This window comes from Bradyrhizobium oligotrophicum S58, assembly GCF_000344805.1.
Classification (GTDB): domain Bacteria; phylum Pseudomonadota; class Alphaproteobacteria; order Rhizobiales; family Xanthobacteraceae; genus Bradyrhizobium; species Bradyrhizobium oligotrophicum.
In genome coordinates this window covers 6,339,525-6,362,358 of sequence record NC_020453.1, presented here as the reverse complement: position 1 = coordinate 6,362,358, position 22,834 = coordinate 6,339,525, and the positions used below count along the sequence as shown (strand labels likewise).

At 67.0% G+C, this 22,834-nt stretch carries 19 protein-coding genes; 8 read left to right on the top strand and 11 right to left on the bottom strand.

Annotated features, from left to right (window positions below; translation table 11 throughout):
* Window positions 1-222: 222 nt before the first annotated feature.
* From S58_RS27425 to S58_RS27395, 7 genes are all read right to left on the bottom strand, one after another.
* Window positions 223-2,547 (bottom strand): TonB-dependent receptor domain-containing protein, encoded by a 2,325-nt coding sequence (locus tag S58_RS27425; protein ID WP_015668663.1) that lies wholly within the window; start codon window positions 2,545-2,547, stop codon window positions 223-225.
* 161 nt (window positions 2,548-2,708) lie between these two features.
* Entirely contained in the window at window positions 2,709-3,080 is a 372-nt protein-coding gene (locus tag S58_RS27420) for a DUF2946 family protein (protein ID WP_015668662.1), read from the bottom strand.
* A 189-nt stretch (window positions 3,081-3,269) separates the two neighbouring features.
* On the bottom strand, window positions 3,270-5,333 hold the full coding sequence (locus tag S58_RS27415; RefSeq protein WP_015668661.1) for a hypothetical protein: 2,064 nt from the start codon (window positions 5,331-5,333) through the stop codon (window positions 3,270-3,272).
* Complete coding sequence (locus S58_RS27410) at window positions 5,330-5,515, bottom strand: hypothetical protein (protein WP_144058402.1); 186 nt, start codon at window positions 5,513-5,515, stop codon at window positions 5,330-5,332. The genes S58_RS27415 and S58_RS27410 overlap by 4 nt, the downstream gene beginning before the upstream one ends.
* Window positions 5,516-5,517: 2 nt before the next feature.
* The gene (locus tag S58_RS27405) at window positions 5,518-8,340 is read right to left on the bottom strand and encodes a DUF4159 domain-containing protein (protein WP_015668660.1); all 2,823 of its coding nucleotides are present in this window, start codon (window positions 8,338-8,340) and stop codon (window positions 5,518-5,520) included.
* Complete coding sequence (locus S58_RS27400; protein ID WP_015668659.1) at window positions 8,337-9,293, bottom strand: DUF58 domain-containing protein; 957 nt, start codon at window positions 9,291-9,293, stop codon at window positions 8,337-8,339. The genes S58_RS27405 and S58_RS27400 overlap by 4 nt, the downstream gene beginning before the upstream one ends.
* Entirely contained in the window at window positions 9,293-10,291 is a 999-nt protein-coding gene (locus tag S58_RS27395; RefSeq protein ID WP_015668658.1) for an AAA family ATPase, read from the bottom strand. Before S58_RS27395 ends, S58_RS27400 begins: the two co-directional genes overlap by 1 nt.
* 264 nt (window positions 10,292-10,555) lie before the next feature.
* Here S58_RS27395 and S58_RS27390 point away from each other — a divergent pair, with 264 nt between their 5' ends.
* From S58_RS27390 to S58_RS27370, 5 genes are read left to right on the top strand one after another with little or no spacing between them, the layout of a single operon-like run.
* The gene (locus S58_RS27390; RefSeq protein WP_015668657.1) at window positions 10,556-11,158 is read left to right on the top strand and encodes a DUF1285 domain-containing protein; all 603 of its coding nucleotides are present in this window, start codon (window positions 10,556-10,558) and stop codon (window positions 11,156-11,158) included.
* A gap of 8 nt (window positions 11,159-11,166) precedes the next feature.
* Entirely contained in the window at window positions 11,167-11,826 is a 660-nt protein-coding gene (locus S58_RS27385; protein ID WP_015668656.1) for a CoA pyrophosphatase, read from the top strand.
* Window positions 11,823-12,086: a DUF6111 family protein gene (locus tag S58_RS27380; RefSeq protein ID WP_015668655.1), complete on the top strand. Its 264-nt coding sequence runs from the start codon at window positions 11,823-11,825 to the stop codon at window positions 12,084-12,086. Before S58_RS27385 ends, S58_RS27380 begins: the two co-directional genes overlap by 4 nt.
* Window positions 12,083-13,336, top strand: coding sequence for a CCA tRNA nucleotidyltransferase (locus S58_RS27375; RefSeq protein WP_042340256.1), 1,254 nt, complete (start codon window positions 12,083-12,085; stop codon window positions 13,334-13,336). Before S58_RS27380 ends, S58_RS27375 begins: the two co-directional genes overlap by 4 nt.
* Window positions 13,333-14,109, top strand: coding sequence for a TSUP family transporter (locus S58_RS27370; RefSeq protein WP_042340255.1), 777 nt, complete (start codon window positions 13,333-13,335; stop codon window positions 14,107-14,109). Before S58_RS27375 ends, S58_RS27370 begins: the two co-directional genes overlap by 4 nt.
* Before the next feature lie 11 nt (window positions 14,110-14,120).
* On the opposite strand, the gene S58_RS27365 is transcribed toward S58_RS27370, so the two are convergent.
* From S58_RS27365 to S58_RS27355, 3 genes are all read right to left on the bottom strand, one after another.
* Window positions 14,121-16,061, bottom strand: coding sequence for a diguanylate cyclase (locus S58_RS27365; RefSeq protein WP_015668652.1), 1,941 nt, complete (start codon window positions 16,059-16,061; stop codon window positions 14,121-14,123).
* Window positions 16,062-16,342: 281 nt separating this feature from the next.
* Complete coding sequence (locus S58_RS27360) at window positions 16,343-17,242, bottom strand: MBL fold metallo-hydrolase (RefSeq protein WP_015668651.1); 900 nt, start codon at window positions 17,240-17,242, stop codon at window positions 16,343-16,345.
* A 106-nt stretch (window positions 17,243-17,348) separates the two neighbouring features.
* Window positions 17,349-17,978 carry a DsbA family protein gene (locus tag S58_RS27355; protein WP_015668650.1) on the bottom strand — a complete coding sequence of 210 codons (630 nt, stop codon included), beginning with the start codon at window positions 17,976-17,978 and terminating at the stop codon, window positions 17,349-17,351.
* A 122-nt stretch (window positions 17,979-18,100) separates the two neighbouring features.
* On the opposite strand from S58_RS27355, the gene S58_RS27350 reads away from it, so the two are divergent.
* Window positions 18,101-19,015 carry a LysR family transcriptional regulator gene (locus tag S58_RS27350; RefSeq protein WP_015668649.1) on the top strand — a complete coding sequence of 305 codons (915 nt, stop codon included), beginning with the start codon at window positions 18,101-18,103 and terminating at the stop codon, window positions 19,013-19,015.
* Between the two features lie 127 nt (window positions 19,016-19,142).
* Here S58_RS27350 and S58_RS27345 read toward each other — a convergent pair whose 3' ends face one another.
* Complete coding sequence (locus S58_RS27345; RefSeq protein WP_042340967.1) at window positions 19,143-20,066, bottom strand: LysR family transcriptional regulator; 924 nt, start codon at window positions 20,064-20,066, stop codon at window positions 19,143-19,145.
* A gap of 105 nt (window positions 20,067-20,171) precedes the next feature.
* Here S58_RS27345 and mhpA point away from each other — a divergent pair, with 105 nt between their 5' ends.
* The gene (gene mhpA / locus S58_RS27340) at window positions 20,172-21,782 is read left to right on the top strand and encodes a bifunctional 3-(3-hydroxy-phenyl)propionate/3-hydroxycinnamic acid hydroxylase MhpA (protein WP_015668647.1); all 1,611 of its coding nucleotides are present in this window, start codon (window positions 20,172-20,174) and stop codon (window positions 21,780-21,782) included.
* A complete protein-coding gene (locus S58_RS27335) occupies window positions 21,769-22,833 on the top strand; it encodes an alpha/beta hydrolase (RefSeq protein WP_015668646.1) in 1,065 nt (354 codons plus the stop codon). Before mhpA ends, S58_RS27335 begins: the two co-directional genes overlap by 14 nt.
* The last annotated feature ends 1 nt before the right edge of the window (window position 22,834 follow it).

The following is a 22,834-nucleotide window of genomic DNA, read 5'->3' as shown; positions in this document are numbered from 1 at the left end:
CCGGATGAGCGCAGCGATATCCGGGGTCTCACGCGATGTGTCGGTGAACCCGGATGTCGCTGCGCTCATCCGGGCTACATGGCCTAAGAGTTCTCCGTCATTGCGAGCGAAGCGAAGCAATCCAGAGTCCCGATGGAGGTCTGGATTGCTTCGTCGCTTCGCTCCTCGCAACGACTGAGGAGGGGACGCAGGCAGGAGGCCTCCTGCGTCCTGAGTTTCCGATCAGAACTTCAGGTTGGCAAAGATCCGCACGCCGATGCCGGGCAGCAGCACCTCGTCCTTGGTATAGGATACCGAGTTGCGGATCTTCTCGTTCAGCAGATTGTTGCCGACCATGCCGACCAGCATCTCGTGCGCGCCGAACATGTTCGGATCGAGCTTGGTCCGGTAGCTGACCTCCGCCTTCAGCAGATTGTAGCCCGGCGTCGGCGTCTCCGCGATCGGTGCGATGTCGTTCTGCGCGAAGGCGTGCAGCAGGTTGATGCGGGTGAGCCAGTTGGCGTCGCGCCAGAACAGGCCGCCGCCGACGCGCATCGGCGGAATGCGCGGCACGTTGGTGCCGTCGGGGAAGGTGGCGCGCACGACGTCGAACTGGTTCTCGATGCCCCAGATGCCGCTGCCGAGCTGGGCAACGTCGTACTGGCTCTGGAACTCGAAGCCGCGGAACAGCGCGTTGCGCTGCGAGTAGACCGCCTGGTTCAGCTCAGTGCCGGTGGTGCCGCAAGAGGCGAAGTCGCCATCGCACATCACGCCGGTCAGCCGCCGATAGATGAAGTTGCTGAACTGCGTGTAGTAGGCGGTGGCCTCGAAGCGGAATGGACCGGTGGCCTTGCGCAGGCCGGCCTCCACCGTCTTGGCCGTCTCGAGCGTCAAGTTCGGATTGCCGATGTCGAAGGTCGCCGTCGCATCATGGCCGCCGCGCGAGAACAGCTCGGCCGCCTTCGGGGCGCGCTCGACATATTGCGCCGTGACGCTCGCAACGAGGTCGCCCGGCAGGTTCTGCAACAGGCCAACGCTGGCGCTCTTCGGCGTGTACGACGGATTGCGTGCGATGTTCGCCTGCGGCGTGCCGTCCGGCAGGTAGTCGACCGGGAAGTTCGGCGTCGAGCCATTCAGCGACACGTGCTCGATGCGGCCGGCGATCTGCGCCTTGGTCGTCGGTGTGAAGGCGAACTCGTTGAACACGTAGCCCGCGACCCGGTTGTTGGTGTTGGGGCCGAACAGGCCGTTGAACACCGAGCCGGGATTATCGGGGCTCGGCGCATTCAGCTCCTGGTGCCCGGCCTGCACGCCGTAGGCGGTCGTCAGCGTCGCGAAGCGCAGATTGACCGGCATCATCTGCATTTCGACGCGCGCTTCCTGCTCGCGGTTGGTGAAGGTCTGGCGTACGCCGTCCGTGGTCGGATCGGCCGTGTCGGCAAGGCCGATCTCGTTGTGACGATAGTCGGTGGCGCCGGCCCAGAACCGGATGGCGTCGATCGCCGCGGAGTCAGGACGATACTCGCCTTTGGCGGTGATCTTGGTCTGGTGCGCGTCGATCCGCGTCCGACTGTCGGCGCCGTCGATGCCGGGGATGTGGTAGAGCGCGTCGGTCTGCGTGATCGCAGCGCCGATGAAGCCGCCTGAGAAGAAATAGCTGCCGCCGATCGAGGCGCCATCATTCTGCACCGCCGAGTTGGGCTGGCGGCCATTCACCGGGCGGGTCTGATCGAACAGATAGGGATAACCGGGGATCGCATAGTCGCCGGTCTTGCGGCCATAGGCATCGGCGTGAAGCGCAAAATTGCCGCCGCCGGCATCGAGCAGCACGCCGCCTTCGACGCCGCTATCGACCGAGTTGAACGAGGTGCGCGTCTCCGCGGTGACGCAGGGCGCGCCGCCTGCGGCGGGCGCGCTCGCCGGCAAGCCATAGGTCTGGAACGGCGCGGTCGAGCAGGTTGGCAGCGCCTGCGGAATGCGATTGTTGGTGGCGCTGACGACGCCGCCGATCGACGTCGAGCCGTAGCGCAGCGCCGCCGGGCCGCGGACGACCTCGATCTGGTCGCTCGTCAGCGGATCGATCGGCACGAAGTGATCCTCGCCGAGATCGGAGGCGCCGCCGCCGCCGATGCCGTTCTCGACGATGCCGACGCGGTTGACGTCGAGGCCGCGAATGATCGGCCGGCTCGAGGCGCCCGGCGCGAAGCTCGATCCGGTGATGCCGGGCTTCGAATTCAGAAGGTCGCCGAGCGTGGCGGCGCCTGCGCGGCGGATCTCCTCGTTCGGGACCACGGTGACGGTCGCGAACTGATCGGTGACGATCGGCGTCACGCCCTGCTGCGGGGGCGGCGGTGCTGATTGCGCCTCGCGCGCCGGCGCCGGCGCACGGGGCCCGCTGCGCGCGACGCGCGGGCCGGGGTTGGGCCGCGGCACCACCGGCTTGCGGGCGCGGATCGGGCTCGGCGCGGTGACGTTGACCTCGGGCAGTTCCGCGGCCGGCTTCGGATCATCAGCGCGCGCGGACGCGCTGAAAACGCACAACATGGCTGCGACGCTGCAGCCCGACATCAAAGCTCTCGCCAACATCATTCCATTCCTGATCCTGATCAGGCGTCCCACGTCTTTCGTTGCTGGTGGGATGCGCCTGCCGTCGGCTCGCGACGGATCCATTCCTGAACGCTGCCGCTGCGCGCGTGAGCACAGCGGTTCAGCATGTCGAGCGGCTCAGATCAGGCGAGGGGAGGGGCGCGCGGCTGGAACGCCGTGCTGACGGCGACAGCCGCCATGGTGACGGCGATCGCATCGGGCAGGCGAAATGCGACCGCGTCGGGAAGAGTGAGAACCGGCGCGGGCGACAGCAGCAGCGATTGCGCCATCGCCATGACGGCGCAGATGGCGCAATAATCCGCTGCCGGCTGCTGATCCCCATCCTGATCAGCGGGTGAGGATCTGGTGCTAAGCTGCTGCGCCGTGACACCGGCGGCGTCTTGAGGCTGCGCTGCGAGCCAATGCACATGGCCGAAGGCGAGCGCGAACTGCAGCAGCAGCGCGAACAGCGCCAGCCGCGAGCCATCCTTGATGTTCGCGCGAAACCAGCTCATGGCCAGCTTTGGCTCATGTCGATCGGCCACCCCGTTCGGCTGAGAGGCTCAGCCTTTGTTACAATGTAACATCGCAGGGGGGCTTCGCTGCTGTCAATCAGTGCGCTGCGGCAGCGTGTGAAATCAGGACCGTTGTGCCCTTCGCGCCACGTCGCTCGCACCGTATGGTGCGAGTCCGTGTCGTGCGGCTCAGCGCCCCTCGCGCACCCAGGTCGCGGCGAGCGCGCCGAGCAGCAGCAGCAGGCCGATCACGCCGGCGAACATCGGCAGCACGCCGACGCCCTTGACGACGCTGGCGTCGCGCATCCGCACGCCCATCCAGCCGTCGCCGCTGAACAGCGTCGATGACCGGACAGGGACGATGCGGGGCATGTCGATACTTGATCCGTCCGCGATGCGGCGGGCGTCGCCGCCGGTCGCCTGCGCCAGCGGCTTCAGCGTCTCGGTGGTCGAGGTGACCTCGGAGAACTCCTTCGGATTTGTCGGCCCGACATTGATCAGCGCCTTCAAGGTGCCGTCGGTGGCCTGCCACAGGCCGAGTTCGCTCGCCGGCAAGGTCGCGCGCCATTCGCCGGGATCGCCTTGAGCGAGGGTGAGCTCGCGCGTGGTGCCGGACGGAGAGGTGACGGTCACCGGCGGCACGGTGTCGCCCATGGTCTGGCGGATGACGGCGAGATCCTTGCCCTGGATCTGCAGCCGCAGCGCTTCCTCGTCCAGATCAGGCTGCTGCATCAGCCAGTGCGACATCCGCCGGAGCAGGTCGAGATGCGGGCCGCCGCCTTCATAGCCGCGCGCCCATAGCCAGATATGGTCGGACAGCAGCAGCGCGACCCGGCCGGCGCCGAAGCGCGACAGCAGCAGCAGTGGCTTGCCGTCGGCGCCGGTCATCACCGGCGGGCTGACCGCATTGCGGGTCTCGACGGTGCGGAAGAAGCGGCTCCAATGCGGCGGCTCCGACGCCGAGCCTTCGAGCCCGCGTGTGACCGGATGGCGTTTGCCGGCGTCCGACAGGTGCGCATAGAACGGTTTCTCGGTGACGCCGACCGGCTCGGCGGGCAGCACCGAGTCGAGCGGGGTGCGCCAGATGCTGGTGTTGGAGGCGTAGTCCGGCCCGGCCGAGACCAGCACCGCGCCGCCATTCCGGACATAGCGCGCGATGTTGTCGAAATAGGCGATCGGCAGCACGCCCTGGCGGGCATAGCGGTCGAAGATGATCAGCTGGAATTCGTTGATCTTCTGCTGGAACAGCTCACGGGTCGGAAACGCGATCAGCGACAGCTCGTTGATCGGCGTGCCGTCCTGCTTCTCCGGCGGACGCAGGATGGTGAAGTGGACGAGATCGATGCTGGCATCGGACTTCAAGAGGTTGCGCCAGGTGCGCTCGCCGGAATGCGGCTCGCCCGACACCAAGAGCACGCGCAGCTTGTCGCGCACGCCGTCGATCGAGACCACGGCACGGTTGTTGACGAGGGTCAGCTCGTTGTCGAGCGGCGAGGCCTCGATCTCGACGATGTTCTGGCCTTCGTGCTTGATGTCGACGTCGACATTGGCGGCCTGACCGCTGGTCAGCGTGCGTTCGCTGATGACCTCGCCGTCGCGGCGGATCACGACCTTGGCGCTGGCGCCGCTGACGCCCTGGTCGTCGAGGCGGAAGCTGATCGTCTGCGGCTGGCCGACGATGCCGAAGCGCGGGGCTGCGGTGATTGCGACACGGCGGTCGCGCTCGGCCTTCTGCCCGGTGATCAGGGCCTGCAGCGGTGCCTGGAAACCGAGCGCGGCGACGTTGCCGGGAATGTCGTGCACGCGGCCGTCGGTGATCAGGAAGGCACCGGCAACGCGGTCGACCGGGACATCCGACAGCGCCGAAGTCAGCGCGCCGAACAAATGCGTGCCGTCGGTCTCGCCATCGGCCTGGCCGGCATCGACCACGCGGACCTCGAGGCCCTTGATCTTCTTCAAGCCGTCGACCAGCGCCTCCTGGGCCGCCTGGGTCTGCTTGTTGCGGTCGCCGAAATTCTGGCTCGGGCTCTTGTCGACGACGACGGCGGCGACCGAGGTCAGGGGCTCGCGGTCCTCGCGCGTGAACTGCGGATTGGCGAGTGCGAGCGCGATCAGAGCCAGCGCGGTGACGCGGATCCAGGCCGAGCGCGAGCGGCCGATCAGCAGCAATGCGGCGATGACGACGATGGCGCCGATCGCGAGCCACAGCACGACCGTCGGGACCAGAGGCGTGAACGCGATGCCGTAGTTCATGAGGCAAACTCGCAGTTGTCGTCATGCCCGGCCTCGTGCCGGGCATCCATGTCGCACGGCGTGCGTCGCTGCTCGTGGATGGCCGGGCCTTCGCCGCGCCGAAGCGGCTTCGGCCGCGCAGAGGGGTCAAGCCCGGCCATGACGACCATTGTTGTTGCGATATCGAGACCGACGACGCGCATCATCACTGTCCGAGCCGTTCGATCAGCGCCGGCGCGTGCACCTGGTCGGCCTTGTAGTTGCCGGTCAGCGTGTACATCACGATGTTGACGCCGGCGCGGAAGGCGAATTCGCGCTGGCGTGGCTCGCCCGGGACCATCGGCAGCATGGCCTGGCCATCGGGGCGGATCGCCCATGCACCGGCCAAGTCGTTGGAGGTGATGATGATCGGCGACACGCCGTCGCCGCCGCGCGCCGGGCGCGAGGCGCTGTCTTCGTCCTCATCTTTCGGCAGCGCCTCGACCCAGGTCTGGCCCGCGGTGAAGCGGCCGGGGAAGTCGCGCAGCAGATAGAACGTCTTGGTCAGCACATGCTCGCGCGGCACCGGCTCGAGCTCGGGCACATCCAGCGACGACAGGATCTCGCGCAGCGACTGCATGCCCGGGGTCTGCTGGGCACCATTGTCGCCCGGCGGCGCCTCGACGGCGTCGCGTGTGTCGAAAATGACCGTGCCGCCCTGCTTCATGTAGGCGTCGATCTTGTTGATCGCGTCCTGGGGCGGCTTCGGCGCACCCGGCACGATCGGCCAGTAGATCAGCGGGAAGAAGGCCAGCTCGTCATGGGTGGGATCGATGCCGACGGGATCGCCGGCCTCGAGCGCCGTGCGCTGCGCCAGGAACAAGGTCAGCCCGGTCAGGCCGGCCTTGACGATGGAATCGACGTCGGCATTGCCGGTCACGACGTAGGCGAGCCGCGTCTGCGAGACCGCGCGCATCGCGAAATCATCGCTGGCCGCATCAGCGCGCGCGGCGGTCGGCATCGCGATCGCGAGCAGGGCGCCGGTGGCGAGCATGGCAATCGCGATCGCCGCAGATGCTGCACGCCGCCGCCGCACCAGCGCGGCCAGCGCGCCGCCGAGCAGGGCGACGATGACCGCGTCGATCAGGAACAGCAGCAGCGCAGTCGACAGCAGGATGCCCCGGAGATCGCGCGGCTCCGCCGTCGTGTAGCTGGCGCGCTTGGCGACCAGGGCGGATGTGTCGAGCTGCAGAATGCGATCGGCGGGGCTGAGCGTGTTCACTGCGGTGGGTCCCTCGGCAGGGCCGTAAAATCCGGGTGGATGATCCAGCGATGCCCGGTCGTTGTAGTCGGCCGGCAGTGGCTTGGCCGTCGAAGGCGGCGGTCCGAAGGCGCCGAAGCCGTCGAGGATGTGCAGCGGCGCCAAGGTGGCCTTGGCGGTCTCGCCCGCTGCGCCCGGCCCCGGCGTCGAGGTGTAGCCGGACATGTCGACGATGCGGCGGAGCATCTCGACCATGGCGCCCGACATCGGCAGATCGGACCAGCGCATGTCGGCGCTCACATGGAACAGCGCGATCAGGCCCTTGCCGCGATGCTCGCCGGTGACGAGCGGCGTGCCGTCCTCGAGCGAGGCCCAGCTCTTGGTCGCCAGCACGGCGTCGGGCTCGGCGAGGACCTGGCGATTGACGGTGACGTCCTTCGGCACGCTGATGCCGGCGAACGGACCGTCGGCCGCGAAAGCGGCCAGATGCTGCGGCTTCTCCCAGGTCAGGCTGCCGCCGAGCGTGCGGCCGCCCCGGCGCAGCTTCACCGGCACGAGGTCGTCATCGCCCTGGGCGAGCCGGGGACCGGCGAACCGTACCAGTACGCCGCCATTCTCGATCCAGCCATTGAGGCGGTCGCGCAGCTCCGGCGACAAGGTGCCGACGTCGGCCATCACGATCATCGGCACTTTCTGATCGAGGAACTGCGTGATGACCTGCTGCGGCGCGCCGCGGTCACCGAGCCGGAGATCGGCGAACGGCGACAGCGCGCGAGTCAGATAGAAGGTCGGCGCGAGCAGGGGCTGTGCGGTGTCGCTGGTGGCGCCGGTGACGATGCCGACCGCGCGGCGGCGCCAGCGCTTGTCGAGCAGCTGCACGGCGCCGGCCGAGTGCTCGCCCGCAATCTCGAGCCGGGTGATGTCGTTGCGCAGCTCGACCGGAAGGTCGAAGCTCGCCTCCGCGTCATGCGCGCCGGCGGCGAAGCTGAATGACGCCTCGCCGAGCGGTGAGCCCTTGGCATCGAGCGCGCGGACGATGCCGCCCGGAACGGAGAGATCGGCCCGCAGCACCTTCACGGTCATCTTGGCCGCTGCGTTCTCGGCGCCCGCAAGCGCCAGCGGCGACAGCGTGCCGCCCTCGAACACCGTCAGGCTGCGATCGCCGATGGTCTTGGCAAGTCCCGTGACGAACTCGCTGCCGCGACCAGGGTCGACGCCATCGGAAAACCACATGATCTCGGCATCGCCGGTGGCTTTCAGGAAGCGGTCGAGCTGAGGCAGTGTGTCGGCGCGCTCGGTCGTGTAGGCCTTGGGCGCGATCTGACGCAGCGCGACGCGCGCCGCCCCGGCCGGCATCAGGGTGAGATCTCGCGCGGGTTCGGACAGCGGCACCAGCGCAACGCCGCGCCGGTCGGCATCGGCATTGGCGATGATCTCGTCGGCGGCCCTGATGCGGGTGTCCCAGCTCGCCGCCGCGCTCCAGCTGTCATCGAGCAAAAGCACCAGCGGCGCCTTGCTGCCGATGGCCTCGGTGCGTGGATTCCAGATCGGGCCGGCCGCCGCAAAGATCACCAGCGCCGCTGCAATCAATCGCAGCAGCGTGAGCCACCAGGGCGAACGCGACGGCGTCTCTTCCTTGGGCGTGATGTCGAACAGCAGGCGGGTCGGCGGAAATTCGATCCGCCGCGGGCGCGGCGGCATCACGCGTAGCAGCCACCACAGTACCGGCAGGCTGACGAGACCGGTCAGCAGCAACGGTTCGGCGAACGACAGCGGCAGACCCATCATGCGCCGATCCCTCTCAGGCCAGCGCCCACTTTGACGCTGGCGCGCGCTCCCGCCTTGGGGGTCGTCATGCCGGCGTGCAGGAACAGCAGCAGTTCGGCGGCCGAGCGGCTGGTGGTGTGGGTCGTGAACAGCCAGTCCAGCCTGCCGGTCTCGGCGCGGATCTGATCGCGATGCAGCGCGACGCGGGCGACGTAATCCTGCGCCCAGCTCTCGGCACGTCCTGCAGTGATCACCTCGCCGCCTTCCGGCTCGACGAATTCGACGCGGCCCGAATAAGGGAAGGTTTCTTCGGCGGGATCGACCACCTGCACCATCGTGCCATGTGCGCCAGACGCGGACAGGCCGGCCAGCATGATGCTGATCTCGGAGATGGGCGACCAGAAATCCGACAGCACGACGATCTCGGCGAGCGCCGACGGCACGAAGGACGGCGGCAGGCTCGGCCTGACCGTCTCATCATGCAGCATCGCCTGCGCGATACGGTCGATCACGCTGCGGCTCGCGGTCGGATTGATCAGGCCGGGAATGCCGACGCGTTCGCCGCCGGCGACGAGCAGTTCCGCCAGCGCGAAGGTCACGATCAGCGCGCGCTCGAGCTTGCTGTCGCGTGCGCCCTTCGAAGCGAAGGCCATCGACGGCGAACGGTCGGGCCAGATCCACACGGTGTGGGCGGCCTCCCATTCCTGCTCGCGGACATAGAGATGATCGTCGCGCGCGGAGCGGCGCCAGTCGACGCGTTGCGACGGCTCACCGGAGACGAAGCGGCGATATTGCCAGAAGCTCTCGCCGGAGCCGGCGCGCCGCCGGCCATGCAGGCCGTGGATGACGTTGGCGGCGATCTGGCGGGCTTCGAGCACGAGACGCGGCAGCGAGGCGGCCAGCGTCCGGCTTTCGCCGTCGGCACGCCGGATTGCGAGAATCTCCTTGTCGGCATGCCCGGGTGTTGCAGCCATCAGCCAATCCGGCTCTTCAGTTGCCGGATCACGTCCGGAATGGTGCGGCCCTCGGCGCGGGCGGGGAAGGTCAGCGCCATGCGGTGCTTCAGCACGGGCTCGGCAAGATCGAGCACGTCGTCGATCGAGGGCGCGAGGCGGCCGTCGAGCAGCGCGCGGGCGCGCACCGCGAGCATCAGGGATTGGCTGGCGCGGGGACCCGGACCCCAGGCGATCAGCTTGCCGGCCTCACCGGCCTCGGGACCTGGACGCGCCGAGCGCACCAGCGACAGGATCGCCTCGACCACGGAATCGCCGACAGGCAGCCGCCGCACCAGCCGCTGCGCGGCGATCAGCGCGTCCGCGGTCATTGCGCTCTTGGCGGCGCTCTCTTCGGCGCCGGTGGTTTCGAACAGGATGCGACGCTCGGCGTCGCGATCGGGATAGTCGACGTCGATCTCCATCAGGAAACGGTCGAGCTGCGCCTCGGGCAGCGGATAGGTTCCTTCCTGCTCGAGCGGATTCTGGGTCGCCAGCACGTGGAAAGGCTTGGGCAGGTCGTGGCGGGCGCCCGCAACCGTGATGTGCTGTTCCTGCATGGCTTGCAGCAGCGCTGATTGCGTGCGCGGGCTGGCGCGGTTGATCTCGTCCGCCATCAGGAGTTGCGCAAACACCGGGCCGGCGATGAAGCGGAACGAGCGCTTGCCGCCGGCGCTCTCGTCGAGCACCTCGGCACCGAGAATGTCCGATGGCATCAGGTCGGGGGTGAACTGGACGCGCTTGGCATCGAGGCCGAGCGTGACACCCAATGTTTCCACCAGCTTGGTCTTGGCGAGGCCGGGGACGCCGATCAGCAGCGCGTGGCCGCCGGACAGGATCGTCACCAGGGTGTTTTCCACCACTTTGTCCTGGCCGAAGATCACATTGGAAATCGCGTCCTTTGCCGCCCGGATCTGTCCGGAGACCTGTTCGGCCGATCGGACGATCGCATCCTCGAGCTTCTCGGCACTCTCAGCCATTCCCGTCGCTCCTTCTGCCCCGCATCTTGAACTTTCGGACGAACGATCCGCTCCAGTTTGTCCGGAAGCGGATGCTAATCTATGCGAAGGCGCTGTATTCGTTGAGTTAAACTATCCCCATATTATCGGCATTACGGGGTATTGACGGCATCACGTTATGGCGACCTTACATCACGCGCACTGCCGCCAGGAACTTTTGCACAGACGCGCGCGATGAAATCCTGCACCAATCGTGCCAAGGCATACGCAAACTCAGGGCAAACCATGGCGAAGCAAGGGCAGACCACCGACCAGGGACTCGCGCGGCTGACCTCGGCCGCAACGCAGGCCGGCACGTCCGGAAAAGGCCTGCCGCCGGTGCATCTGTGGAATCCGCCATTCTGCGGCGATCTCGACATGCGAATCGCAGGGGATGGTAGCTGGTACTACTTGGGCACGCCAATCGGCCGGCCGGCGCTGGTGCGGCTGTTCTCGACGATCCTGAAGCGCGAAGGCGAGCATTATTTCCTGGTCACGCCTGTGGAGAAGGTCGGCATCCGCGTCGATGATGTCCCCTTCATGGCCGTAGAAATGCGGAAAGAAGCCGGTGATAGCGGCATGCAGCTCCATTTCCGCACCAATGTCGACGACTGGGTCACTTGCGACGCCGAGCACCGGCTGCGCTTCGAGCCTGGAGAAAGCGGCGGTCTCACGCCCTATCTGCATGTCCGCGCCGATCTCTGGGCCAAGGTGACACGGGCGCTCTACTATGAGCTTGTTGACATGGGTGAGGAGCGGATGATCGATGGTAACGTCATGTTCGGGGTGGAGTCGGGCGGTGCGTTCTTCCCCATGGCCAACGCAGAAGAGGTGAGGGCGGCGCTTTGAACGAGCCCATGGTGAGGAACAAGGCGGCTTCGATCAGTTCGACGGAGTTCTTCGGACGTGGCCGCGAGCGGCTGGGCTTCGACGTTCCGCCGGCGCTGCTCGATCCCGACGTGATTCCGACCAGCGGCGATTCCGGCACGGATCGCATGCTCGAGATCATCGCCCGCGAGCAGCCGATCCGGCCCGCCGCGGTGCTGATCCCGGTGGTGGACCGTCCCGAGCCGACCGTGCTGCTGACGCAGCGCTCACCGAACCTCTCGAGCCATGCCGGGCAGATCGCGTTTCCCGGCGGCAAGATCGACGTCACCGATGCCACGCCGCTCGATGCGGCCCTGCGCGAGGCGGAGGAGGAGGTCGGGCTCGACCGCAGCTTCGTCGACCCGATCGGCTATCTCGACGTCTACGGCACCGCCTTTGGCTTCCGCATCCTGCCGACGGTGGCGCGGGTGCGGCCGGGATTCTCACTCAAGATCAACGAAGGCGAGGTCGACGATGCCTTCGAGGTGCCGCTGGCATTCCTGATGGATCCCGCCAATCACCAGCTGCATTCCAAGGAATTCCGCGGCATGGAGCGGTCATATTACGCGATGCCGTTCGCGGAGCGCTATATCTGGGGCGCAACCGCGGGCATCCTCCGGGTCCTCTATGAGCGGATCTGTCTGTCATGATCCGGCCCGTGTTGACGGAAATCGGAATTTTTCTCATTCCTTTTGCGATTTATGTGCTGTTCTTGTTCGCAACCCAGGCAGGGCTTTTGGTGCCGGCCAACTGGCCTCTGCATCTGGTTGCAAAATTGACGGTGGCGGCGCTGGTGTTGGTGATTGCAAGTCTGGTCCTGGTCGCCGAGTTTTCCGGCGCGCCGCCGCGTTCGACCTACGTCCCCGCCCATGTCGAGAACGGCAGGCTCATTCCCGGGGTCGAGAGATGATGGATCCGCGGGTGCAGAGCGCGCCCTGGCTTTCATCCGGTCCGGCCGCGCGGGTGCTCGCACTGCTCAATTGCGACGGCGAGGAAGCGCGCGTGGTCGGCGGCGCCGTCCGCAACGCGCTGCTCGGCATCGCCATCGGCGACATCGACATTGCAACGACGGCACTGCCGGCCGAGGTGATCCGTCGCGCCAAGGCCGCCTCTATCAAGAGCGTGCCGACCGGCATCGATCATGGCACCGTCACCCTGGTGCTCGAAGGACATCCGTTCGAGGTGACGACGCTGCGCGAGGACGCCGAGACCTTCGGCCGCAAGGCCAAGGTCGAGTTCGGCCGCGATTGGATCGGCGATGCGCACCGCCGCGACTTCACCATCAATGCGCTCTCCGTGGGGCCCGATGGTGTCGTGCACGATCATGTCGGTGGTCTCGCTGACATCGAAGCCCGCCGCGTGCGCTTCATCGGCGATCCCGCCCAGCGCATTGCCGAGGACTATCTGCGCATCCTGCGCTTCTTCCGCATCCACTCGGCCTTCGGCCACGGCGAGCCCGACCGCGACGGCTACCTCGCCTGCATCGCCGGCCGCGCCGGTCTGGCCACGCTGTCCGCCGAACGTATCCGCATGGAGATGCTGAAGCTGCTCGTCACCGATGGTGCGGTCGGCGCAGTCACGGCGATGACCGACGGCGGATTGCTGACCGCGATCCTGGGTGGCGTCGCCTATCTCGGCCCGTTCGCCGCGATGATCGAGATCGAGCACGAGCTGGCGCTGCCGGCGAGCGCGGTCCGGCGTCTCGCCGCGCTCGCGGTTGCGGTCACCGAGGATGCGCGCCGGCTCGGCGTCAGGCTGAAGCTCTCCAATGCCGAGACCAAGGCGCTCGACGGCATGGGCCATCGCTGGTGGCGGTTCGCCTCCGCCGACGAGGCGCGCACGCGGCGGCTGCTCTATCGTCTCGGCGAGACCGTCTATCGCGACCGCCTGCTGCTCGGCTGGGCGCGCGCCGGCTGCGATCGCGCCGCGCCGCGCTGGCGCGAGTTCGCGCTGTTGCCGCAGCGCTTCACGCCGCCGAAATTGCCGCTGAAGGCCGCCGATTTCATCGCGCGCGGGGTTGCGGAAGGGCCGCTTCTCGGTCATGTGCTGACCCTCGCAGAGGATGCCTGGTTGGCTGCGGACTTCCCGCTCGACGAGGCATCGCTGAACGCGATCGCCGATCAGGCGGCGGCGCGTGTCAACCGCGACGGACGTTCATGAATTTTCTGGCAGGCTTTGCCGATATCTCGCTCCTGCAACTCCTGCTCGTCGCTTCCGTCGCTCTATTTGCTTCCATCATCGGCGGTCTCGCCGGCTACGGCACCGGCGCTCTCATGCCGCTCGTGCTGGTGCCGATGGTCGGCGCCGAGCCGGTGGTGCCGATCATCGCGATCTCGGCGATCCTCACCAATCTCAGCCGCGTCGTCGCCTATATCAGCCATGCCGACCGCACGCGCGCCGGCATCGTGATCGCCGCGGCGGCGCTGACCACAGCGATCGGCGCCTACGGCTATACGCGCCTGACAAATGCCGGCGCGGCGTTCGTGATCGGCACCATGCTGATCGTGAGCGTTCCGTTGCGGCGGATCCTGCGCAAGCGCGAGGTCCGGATCGGCAATGGCGGGCTCGCCGCCGGCGCCGTGGGCTACGGCGTTCTCGTGGGCGGCACCTCGGGCTCCGGCGTGATCCTGCTATCGCTCTTGATGGCGGCCGGCCTCGAAGGCGGGGCGGTCATCGCCACGGATGCGATGATCTCGGTGGCGACTGGCGTGATCAAGATCTCGGTATTTGGCTTGGCCGGCGTCGTCACGGCGCAGGTGCTGGCCTTCGCGCTGCTGATCGGCTTAGTCGCGGTGCCGGGCGCCTTCCTCGCCAAGGCCTTCGTCGCGCGCATGCCGGTGCACATCCACGCCGCTATTCTCGATGTCGCCGTGATCACCGGCGGCGGTGTGATGATTGCATCGGCGCTCCGCCATTTGCTGCCGACGGAGTAGCAAGCGCCTCGTCAGGCGATCTGCTGATCCTTCCCCGCATCGGTCGGCGCGATCGGCCTGGTGTCGACCTGCGCCACGATGGCATCCAGCGCCGCGACGGCCCGGTTCGTCATCTCGTCGATCGGAGGCACCATGCCGCCCGAGGCGAGCTCGACCCGGTTGCGGCCCTTGTGTTTGGCGCGATACAGCGCGCCGTCGGCGACGCGCAGGATCTCCGGCAGGTCGATGCCGGCTTCCGGATAGGCGGCAACGCCGACCGAGATCGTCACCCGCGGCAGCATGCTCTCGCCATAGCTGATGTTGAGCGCCTCGACGCGGGCCCGCAGTTCCTCGGCGCGCAGTGCGGCTTCCTCGATGGTGCAGTTCGGCAGCATCACGACGAACTCCTCGCCGCCGAGGCGGCAGGGCACATCGCAGCCGGTGAACATCGCCTTGAGAATGTCGCCGACGTGGCGCAGCACCGCGTCGCCGGCCTCATGGCCATGATTGTCGTTGAACGACTTGAAGTGATCGATGTCCAGCGTCACGACGCTCAACGGCGCGCCGCTGCGCGACGCGCGCAGCAATTCGCGGCGCGCCGTCTCGATCAGATAGCGCCGGTTGTTCAGGCCGGTCAGCGCGTCGCGCAGCGACTGGTCGCGCAAGCCTTCGCGCAGCTTCATGTTGGCGATGGCGATCGACAGATGCTCGGCGCAGGCGAGCCCGAGCCGGGCGCGATCGGCGAAGCGCGCCTTGGCCTCGGCGGCGGTTTCGGCGCCTGTGAAATTGTACTCGACATGCAGCAGGCCGACGATCTCGCCATGGGCCAGGATCGGGATGCAGCAATAGTTCTCGTCGACCCCGTCATGGACGTGATCGCAGCGGAATTCGACCTCGTTGGTGCCATGGATATAGACGTGGCCGCGGCGCAGGCTCCAGCAATCGTCCGGATGCAGGCTCCGGGTGAGTGCCGCGCCGTTCCATTCGGACGCCACTTCGAGAACGTCGCGGCTGTCGGCGTAGATGTAGAGGGCGCCGGTGCATTCGGGCATCAGGCCGCCGAGCACCGTCGAAATCATCTGGTAGAGCTCGGGTTCCGACTTGGCCGATTGCAGCCATTCGCTGAGCTCGGACAGCGTGCGTGTCGCCGCGTTGAGGCGCTCGTTCTCGACCAGGCTGGTGCGGAACACGGCCAGTGCCCGTGCCATCATGCCGAGCTCGTTGGTATGATCGGCGTAGGGAATCTCGGTCTGCAGCTCGCCCTCGGCGATCGCCTCCATGCTGCGCGTGATGCGGAAGATCGGTGTCGAGACATCGTGGATGACGAACAGCAGCGTCGCCAGCCCGATCAGGATGCTGACGCCGTTGACCGACCACAGCACGAGGCGAAACACCTGGGCATCCAGGGTGGCGCTGTCGATCGCGCTGTCCGCGCGATGATCGGCGAGCCTGATGCCGTGCCCGATCGCGTCGACCAATGCCTGAAAGATCGGCGGCGTCTCGATGTTGACGACGTGCTCCAAACGGTCGCGGTTCGCCCCGACATCCGGCTCGAGCATCACGGCCTGCTGCTTCTGGTACAGGTCCCATTTGTTGACGAACTGGTCGAACGCCATCCTCATCGGCGCGTCGGCGCCGATCGTTTCCTTGAAGTGCGCGATCCTTGCATCGACCTCCGTGGTGCGGCGTCTCAGCTCCTGCTCGGCCGCAGCGCGCGGCTCGGCCACCGAGGACAACGCGGCGCGGATCGCGACGAGGTGGGTGTGGGCGATATCGGCGTTGAGGTCGCCGAGAGCGCGAATCTTCGGCAGTCGGTCGCGGTCGATGCTCTCGACGGCATCCTGCAGCGCCGACAGCCGCATCGTCGCCATGACGGATACACCGCCGAGGATCGCCAGCAGCAGGAAGACGGAGGTCAGGAGCGAGTTCTTGATCGACACGCTCAAGGAGATCTGCGGCAGATTGAGAGACATGGCACCGACGCTGCACGAACGGCTTGCATCAGTCGAAGCGGCGCGCACGAACTGGCGCCTTATCCCCACAAGCCCCGCAACAACTAGACGCTTGGCCGAATTTCGATTCGGTTACAGGGGCTCCGTAGCACCCCGGAGAGCGGCGCCAATGGGGCGTCTGGTTAAGGGCAGGTGTGCCGGAACAGTGAACGTCGTACTAACTCGGCCCCGGCATGGGCCATGAGCCTCGTGCCGGGGCCGGCGTCATCGTGAGCCGGCTGCAGTCGGATTGCCGGGGCGCCTCAGCCCCACTTCATCTCGCCCTTCGCCACCTTGGCGCCGATGTCGAGGGCGACGCCCATGGCGAGGTTGGGAAACTTCGCCTCCATCGCAGCCTTCAATGCCGCTGCGTCCTTGGCCTTGGCGAGTTCTTCCTCGAACGCGACGAGATAGGCCCGCGTGTGCCGGATGCCGGAGAGATCGGTCGCAGCGTCGGCGACGGCATGCCCGGCGACGACGATGGCGGGAGCGCGTGCCGCGATCTTGTCGAGGTTCGCGATCCAGGCAGCGCGCTGCTCCTTGGTCGGCGTGTCCGCGGTCCAGACATGGACGCCGGAGAAGATCATGACGCCGCCGAAGACAGCCTTCAGTGACGGGACCCAGAGAGTGCGGCGGTTGGCGAGACCCTCGGCGGCGACGATCTCGATCGTCTCGCCATCGACCGCGAGAGACGGGCCATCGAAAGCCTCGGGCAGAACGATATCGGCCATTGTCTGCGGGCCGTTCTCCTTCAACTGCGGGCCCCAGACCGCGAGCTTCTTTTCGACATTGCCCTTGATCGCCGCGATCGTCGCGGTCGCGGCGATGACCTTCACCTCTGGAAAGGCTTCCCGGATCGGCTTGAGGCTGAAGTAATAGTCCGGGTCCGACTGGCTGATGTAGATCGCGGTCAGCTTCTTGCCGCTCGCCTTGATCGCAGCCGCCACCGCGCGGCCGTCCGGATAGTTGAAGCCGCCGTCGATCAGCAGCGCCTCGGTCGGACCCGAGAGCAGCACGGGCGCCCGGAAGAAGCCGTTCGGGCCTGCGGGGAAATGCGTCCAGCTCAGCTTGCTCTCCGCGGCATGGCCAATCCCGGAAGAGCCGAGAATGGCTGCGGCGGTCCCTGTAACGGCTGTCGTCATGATCTGTCTCCGTGTGGGCATGTCAGTCTCCTTGGCGTGATGGAATGATGCTGCCAGGCAGCAAGCGGCGCTCCTGCCGTGCGCAACCGCCGGGTGAACGTGTGCGAGGCATAAGTGGCGGATCGACTCAGGCCGCTCCGAGTTGCGCGAGCAGGCCCTCGAGCGGTTCGTACAAGGCGTTGCCCGGCAGCGGCCTCTGCCCCGGGCCCTCACCAGCCAACAGGGCCGGGACGCCGGACAATCCGTGGCGTCGCATCAAGGTGCGCGCGGTCTGGATCCGGCGGCCATAGGCTTCGACGAGAGCGGGATCCCGCGCCAGCATCCGCTCGGCGGCCTTCGCAAGACCCAGCGATAGAAGGATCTCGCCGACGCCCGCGACGCTCACGATGTCCTGTCCGCGCACGTAGCGCGCCAACTGCAGCTCCTTCAGGGCCGTGAGCTCACGGCCGGGGTCGGTGGCGTGGACCGCCGTCAGGCCGAGCGAGGCAGCCGTCGAGTCGAACGCGCCGCCCGCGCCGAGAATGCGGGTGCGGTAGTCGTCGGTAAAGCGCTGGCCGGTCAGCTTGGCGATGCGCTGGTCGTTGCTCCAGGCATATTCGGAAAATTGCGCATCCATCCTGCCGGCGCCACGCCCAGCAAACAGGCCGGTGGGCAGCAGTTCGAGCGTGACGTTGTCGTGGCCGGCGAGCTTTTCGATTGCCGGGCCGGCGCCGTAGCACCATCCGCAGAGCGGATCGAACAGATAGGTCAGTCGCATCTCCGGCACCCTGTCTTGGATCGGCATGGCGCTGACATAGCGGGTTCTCGTTTGTTCATAAATACAGCATAAAGAGACAGGCTGTATGCTAAAGATAGACAATCGCGCCGAGGGCCCAACGCGTGGAGCCGATCAATCTCAATCGCCTGGTCTATTTCTCCGCGGTCGTGGATGCCGCGTCGTTCACCCGCGCGGCGGATCGGCTGGGGATCACCAAGGCGGTGGTCAGCCAACAGGTCGCCGCGCTCGAGCGTGAGCTGAAGACCGACCTTTTGGTGCGCACGACCCGCCGCGTCGAGCCGACGCAGGCAGGCCGCATGCTGCATGCGCGATGCGCCGCCATCCTGCGCGAGGCCGAGAGCGCGATGGCCGAGCTCGCGCAAAGCAACGCCGAGCCGATGGGGCTGTTGCGGATTGCCGCGCCGAACGACTACGGCACATGCATCCTTGCTACGATTGCGACGGCGTTCTCCCGGACCTATCCGGCGTGCCGGGTCGATCTCGTCCTCGCCGACAGCAAGGTCGACCTCATCGCCAATCAGATCGATCTCTCGATCCGCGTCGGATGGCTCGACGATTCCACCTTGCAGACGCGGCGGATCGGCAGCTTTCGTCAGCTGCTGGTGGCGGCTCCCGGCGTGGTCAAGCGTGTCGCGCATCCGCGGGACCTCGCCTCGCTGCCGTTTGTTGCGAACGCTGCGTTGAAGGAGCCGCTGATATGGCAGTTCGCGCGAAGCGAGACAGAGCGGGAAAGCGTTGAGATGAGCCGGACGCTGACCATCAACACGACGCCTGCGGTTCTCTCCGCGACGCTGGCCGGTGGCGGTCTTGCGGTGCTGCCCGACTTCCTGATCAGGGACGATCTCGCGGCAGGCCGCCTCGTCCACGTCGTGCCATCCTGGACGCTGCCGTCCGGCGGCATCCACGCCGTCTTCCCCGCAGCCCGCTTTCGCGCGCCGAAGGTGACAGCCTTCGTGGCAATGCTCATGGACGAGCACAAGCGCACGGCTGCCGGAGGTCCCAAGCGAACGCGGTGACGTCGGTGCTGCAAGCGCCGTGAGTGCGCTGCGGCTCCGCGACCGGCGGATGGGCCGCGGCTCGCGGTGATCGTCGTCGACCTTTCGCCGGCGGATGTCCTTCAGCAGAAGGCTCCACGGAGGTCCTCTAGGAGCCGTGCGAAACGCGCATGCGCTTGGCCTCGGCTAGCACCATACCCCGCAGCCAGGCGCTGGCCGGATCGCTGTTGTGCAGGGCCGGCCACTGGATCGCCTCGGTGAAGGCGGGAAGATGCGCCGGCAGCTTGACGATCTGCAGCGGCATGGTCTTTGCGAAGTGCAGCGCCAGGCGCCGGTGCATGGTCGCGATGCGCTCGGTTTCCAGCAGGCAGTGCGGGATCATGGCGAAGCTCTGGACCGACACTTCAACTCGCCGCTTGATGCCGTGCTCCAGCAGCAGCCATTCGTCGATCGATGGCTTTCGTGTCTTGCCGAACTGGGCCATCACATGCCCCATCGACATGTATGTCTCGAACGTCAGCTTGCCCCTCAGCTGCCGGTTCGAGCGGCAGCCGACGCAGACCATGGTCTCATCGAACAATTTCGTCTTCGGGTGGCCCGGCGGCATGAACACCTCGGGGAAGATCAGGAAATCGATCTCACCCCGCCGCAGCGGCTCGTCCGGCTGATCGTCGAACGGCAGCAGATCGAAGCTGACGCCGGGCGCTTCCCGCGCGGCCCGCTCGATGATCCTGCGGAAGAACACGATGGTCATGAAGTCGGATACGACGATGCGGAAGCGCCGGTCGGACTTCGCGGGATCGAATGCCTCCCGGCTCGAAATCGTCAGCTGGATGTGCAGCAGCGCCTCGCGCGTCGGCGCGGCGAGGGATTCCGCAAGCGGCGTCGGCACCAGCTCCCGCCCACGCATGATGAACAGGTCGTCCTTGAAATAGGTTCGCAGCCGTCCCACCGCTGCGCTCATCGCCGGCTGACTGAGGTTGATGTTGCGAGCCGCCGCCGTGAGGTTGCGCTCGGTCAGCAGCGCGTCGAGCGCGACGAGCAGGTTCAGGTCGAGGCCGTTGAAGCGCATGCGGTCCATCCATCCGAAACGTGGATACTTCCCATAGAAACAATCGATTTTACTAATGCCAGCCAATCCCACAAGGTCGTCCCCAAAATCAAGGGAGGACCTTTCGTGGTGCAGACAGATTTCGACGTGGCCGTCGTCGGCTATGGACCGACCGGCCTGACCGCCGCATCGCTTCTGGGCCAGCTCGGCCACCGCGTCGTGGTCATCGAGCGCTGGCCGACGCTGTACGGCCTGCCGCGGCTGACCCACATCGACGGGGAGACGGCACGGCTCCTCAGCTTCGCCTGCGACATCGGCGAGGCGCTGCGCGAATCGTCGCCGATCAAATCCTTCATCTTCTACAATGCGAAGGGCCAGCGCCTCATCGACGCCGGCGCGATTCCGACCATTCCGATGGGCTTCCCGGCACACATCTCGATCCACCAGCCCGACATCGAGGCGGCCATCGACCGCCGGGTACGCACGCTGCCGAACGTCAGCGTACGCCAGGGCACCGAGCTCACCGGACTGACGAGCGCGGGCGGATCGGTCGAGCTCGCGGTGAAAGCCGGCGAGCGCACCCAGACGTTGCGCGCGCGTTACGTTTTCGGTGCCGACGGCGCCCGCAGCTTCGTCCGCTCCGCGCTCGGCATCCAGCGCGACGACAGCGGCTTCCACGAGCGCTGGCTCAACATCGACGGCGAGCGCAAGCGGCCGCTGGCGTCAAGCTTCGATGAGACCAAGATGTACTGCGATCCGGCACGGGGCCACATGTTCCTGCCGATCGGCAAGAACCGCCAGCGGTTCGAATTCGCGGTGCTGAAGCACGAGGACACGGCGACGATGGAGAAGCCGGAGACCGCCTGGAAGATCCTCAAGCACTATCACGACGTCGGGCCGGACGACATCAGCATCATCCGCCAGGTTGTCTACACCTTCGAAAGTCGCATGGCCCACAGCTGGCGCAAGGGACAAACCTTCCTCGGCGGCGACGCGGCTCATACCATGCCGCCCTCCCTGGGGCAGGGGGCGTGTTCCGGCATCCGCGATGCCGCCAACATCGCCTGGAAGCTCGACCTCGTGATGCGCGGCGTCGCGACGCCGGACATTCTCAACAGCTATGAAGCGGAGCGGCGTCCGCATGTCGCCAGCATCATGAAGACCGCGGTGATGCTCGGCAAGGTATCGAACACCCACAACCGCGCTCTGGCGTTCATCCGCGACCTGGCGTTCCGCCTCAACCTGCTTCCGCCACCGCCACCGTTTCCGTCCTTCAGCGCCGGTCTCATCCAGAACGACCGTGGCGGCGTGGCCGGCAAGGTCGTCGGCTCGGTGCCGCCGCAGGGGCAAGTGCGCGTCGGCGGAACGACGGCGAGGCTCGACGACCATGTCGGCTATCGCTTCGCGCTGATCGCTGAGAGAAATCCTGCCGTGGTACTCGATGCGTCCAGGATTGCCTTCCTGAAGGATCTCGGGTGCCGGCTGTTCACGCTGGCCGACGATGCGGGCCCCGGCGTGGAGCGGATCGTCGACGTCGAGGGCGTCTATGCGGCGTATCTGGCCGAAAAGCATGTCGCCGCGATGCTGACGCGCCCGGACACCAACCTGTTCGGCTTTGCCGCAGATACAGCCGACCTGCCACGCCTCGTCGACGAGCTCCGCCACAAGCTCGGCTGGCGCAAGGCCGCGATGGTCGCCCGAGCAACAACGGGAGATCTCGCGCATGCGGCCAAGTGAAGACCAGTTCAAGCAGATCGAGGCCCTCTGCCGCGCGATGCCCGTCTCGCGCATGGTGGACTACGGCGTGCCCCGCGACCTCGCCGAGCGCGCGCACCAGCAGGTCCGCGCGGGCGCACCCTGGGACGCGGTGCTGGAGGAGTTGGGCCGCGACCAGGAAGCGTGCGCCCGGGCAGAGGAAGACCCGGTCCGCGCACGCGACGCCTGGCACGCCGCCGCGGCGTGTCTGGTCTTCGCCCAGATGGCCTTCAACGCCGACGGCGGGCGCAAGCGCGCGCTCTACCGAGAGATGACGCGCTGCTTCGGCCGCTTCGCCGCACTGTCCGAATTCCGGGTCTCCGGCATCGAAGTGCCTCACCGCGGCGGCGCACTGTTCGGCTGGCACTTTCATGCCTGCAGCGACGCCTTGGGCGCCGTGATCGTGTTCGGCGGCATGAGCGGCTGGTCGACCGCCTACCGCACGATGGCGGAAGCGCTGTGCAGGCGCGGCCTCGATTGCTTGCTGGTGGACGGTCCCGGTCAGGGCAACAGCCGCATCGAGGGCGGCGTGTTCGCCGACGCCGACGTCACGGCCGGATTCAGCCGGTTCGTCGATCTCGTCGTCGCGCCCGGACGACCGGTCGGGATCTGGGGCAACAGTTTCGGCGGACTGTTCGCCGCACTGACGGCGGTGCGCGATCGACGGATCGCCGCCTGCTGCATCAACGGCTCGCCCGCACGCCCCCAAATCCCGCCGTACCGCACCGTGCAGGAGCAACTCGCGGCGCTGTTCGGCGTCGGTGAGGCTGCAGAGCTCGCGGGCGTCTTGCCGTCGCTGGTCTTCGACGGCGAGCGTGCGCCGCTCGCCTGTCCCACGCTGGTGCTGGAAGGCGGCGCGGATCCGGTGGTCGCTCTCGGCGAGCAGCGGAGCTTCCTGACAGGCAATTGCCATCCGCTGTCACGCGTCGAGACGTGGCCGGATGGCGAGCACACCATCTACAACCACGCCGCTGCACGCAATGAGCTGGCAGCCGCATGGTTCGCAGACGCTCTCCGTCCGCCAGCCACCTAGC

Bases quoted from the DNA above. Each gene is read 5' to 3' on its own strand.
- S58_RS27425 (WP_015668663.1), bottom strand. From the start codon at position 2,547: ATGTCGGGCTGCAGCGTCGCAGCCATGTTGTGCGTTTTCAGCGCGTCC.
- S58_RS27420 (WP_015668662.1), bottom strand. From the start codon at position 3,080: ATGAGCTGGTTTCGCGCGAACATCAAGGATGGCTCGCGGCTGGCGCTG.
- S58_RS27415 (WP_015668661.1), bottom strand. From the start codon at position 5,333: ATGAACTACGGCATCGCGTTCACGCCTCTGGTCCCGACGGTCGTGCTG.
- S58_RS27410 (WP_144058402.1), bottom strand. From the start codon at position 5,515: ATGCGCGTCGTCGGTCTCGATATCGCAACAACAATGGTCGTCATGGCC.
- S58_RS27405 (WP_015668660.1), bottom strand. From the start codon at position 8,340: ATGATGGGTCTGCCGCTGTCGTTCGCCGAACCGTTGCTGCTGACCGGT.
- S58_RS27400 (WP_015668659.1), bottom strand. From the start codon at position 9,293: ATGGCTGCAACACCCGGGCATGCCGACAAGGAGATTCTCGCAATCCGG.
- S58_RS27395 (WP_015668658.1), bottom strand. From the start codon at position 10,291: ATGGCTGAGAGTGCCGAGAAGCTCGAGGATGCGATCGTCCGATCGGCC.
- S58_RS27390 (WP_015668657.1), top strand. From the start codon at position 10,556: ATGGCGAAGCAAGGGCAGACCACCGACCAGGGACTCGCGCGGCTGACC.
- S58_RS27385 (WP_015668656.1), top strand. From the start codon at position 11,167: ATGGTGAGGAACAAGGCGGCTTCGATCAGTTCGACGGAGTTCTTCGGA.
- S58_RS27380 (WP_015668655.1), top strand. From the start codon at position 11,823: ATGATCCGGCCCGTGTTGACGGAAATCGGAATTTTTCTCATTCCTTTT.
- S58_RS27375 (WP_042340256.1), top strand. From the start codon at position 12,083: ATGATGGATCCGCGGGTGCAGAGCGCGCCCTGGCTTTCATCCGGTCCG.
- S58_RS27370 (WP_042340255.1), top strand. From the start codon at position 13,333: ATGAATTTTCTGGCAGGCTTTGCCGATATCTCGCTCCTGCAACTCCTG.
- S58_RS27365 (WP_015668652.1), bottom strand. From the start codon at position 16,061: ATGTCTCTCAATCTGCCGCAGATCTCCTTGAGCGTGTCGATCAAGAAC.
- S58_RS27360 (WP_015668651.1), bottom strand. From the start codon at position 17,242: ATGCCCACACGGAGACAGATCATGACGACAGCCGTTACAGGGACCGCC.
- S58_RS27355 (WP_015668650.1), bottom strand. From the start codon at position 17,978: ATGCGACTGACCTATCTGTTCGATCCGCTCTGCGGATGGTGCTACGGC.
- S58_RS27345 (WP_042340967.1), bottom strand. From the start codon at position 20,066: ATGCGCTTCAACGGCCTCGACCTGAACCTGCTCGTCGCGCTCGACGCG.
- S58_RS27335 (WP_015668646.1), top strand. From the start codon at position 21,769: ATGCGGCCAAGTGAAGACCAGTTCAAGCAGATCGAGGCCCTCTGCCGC.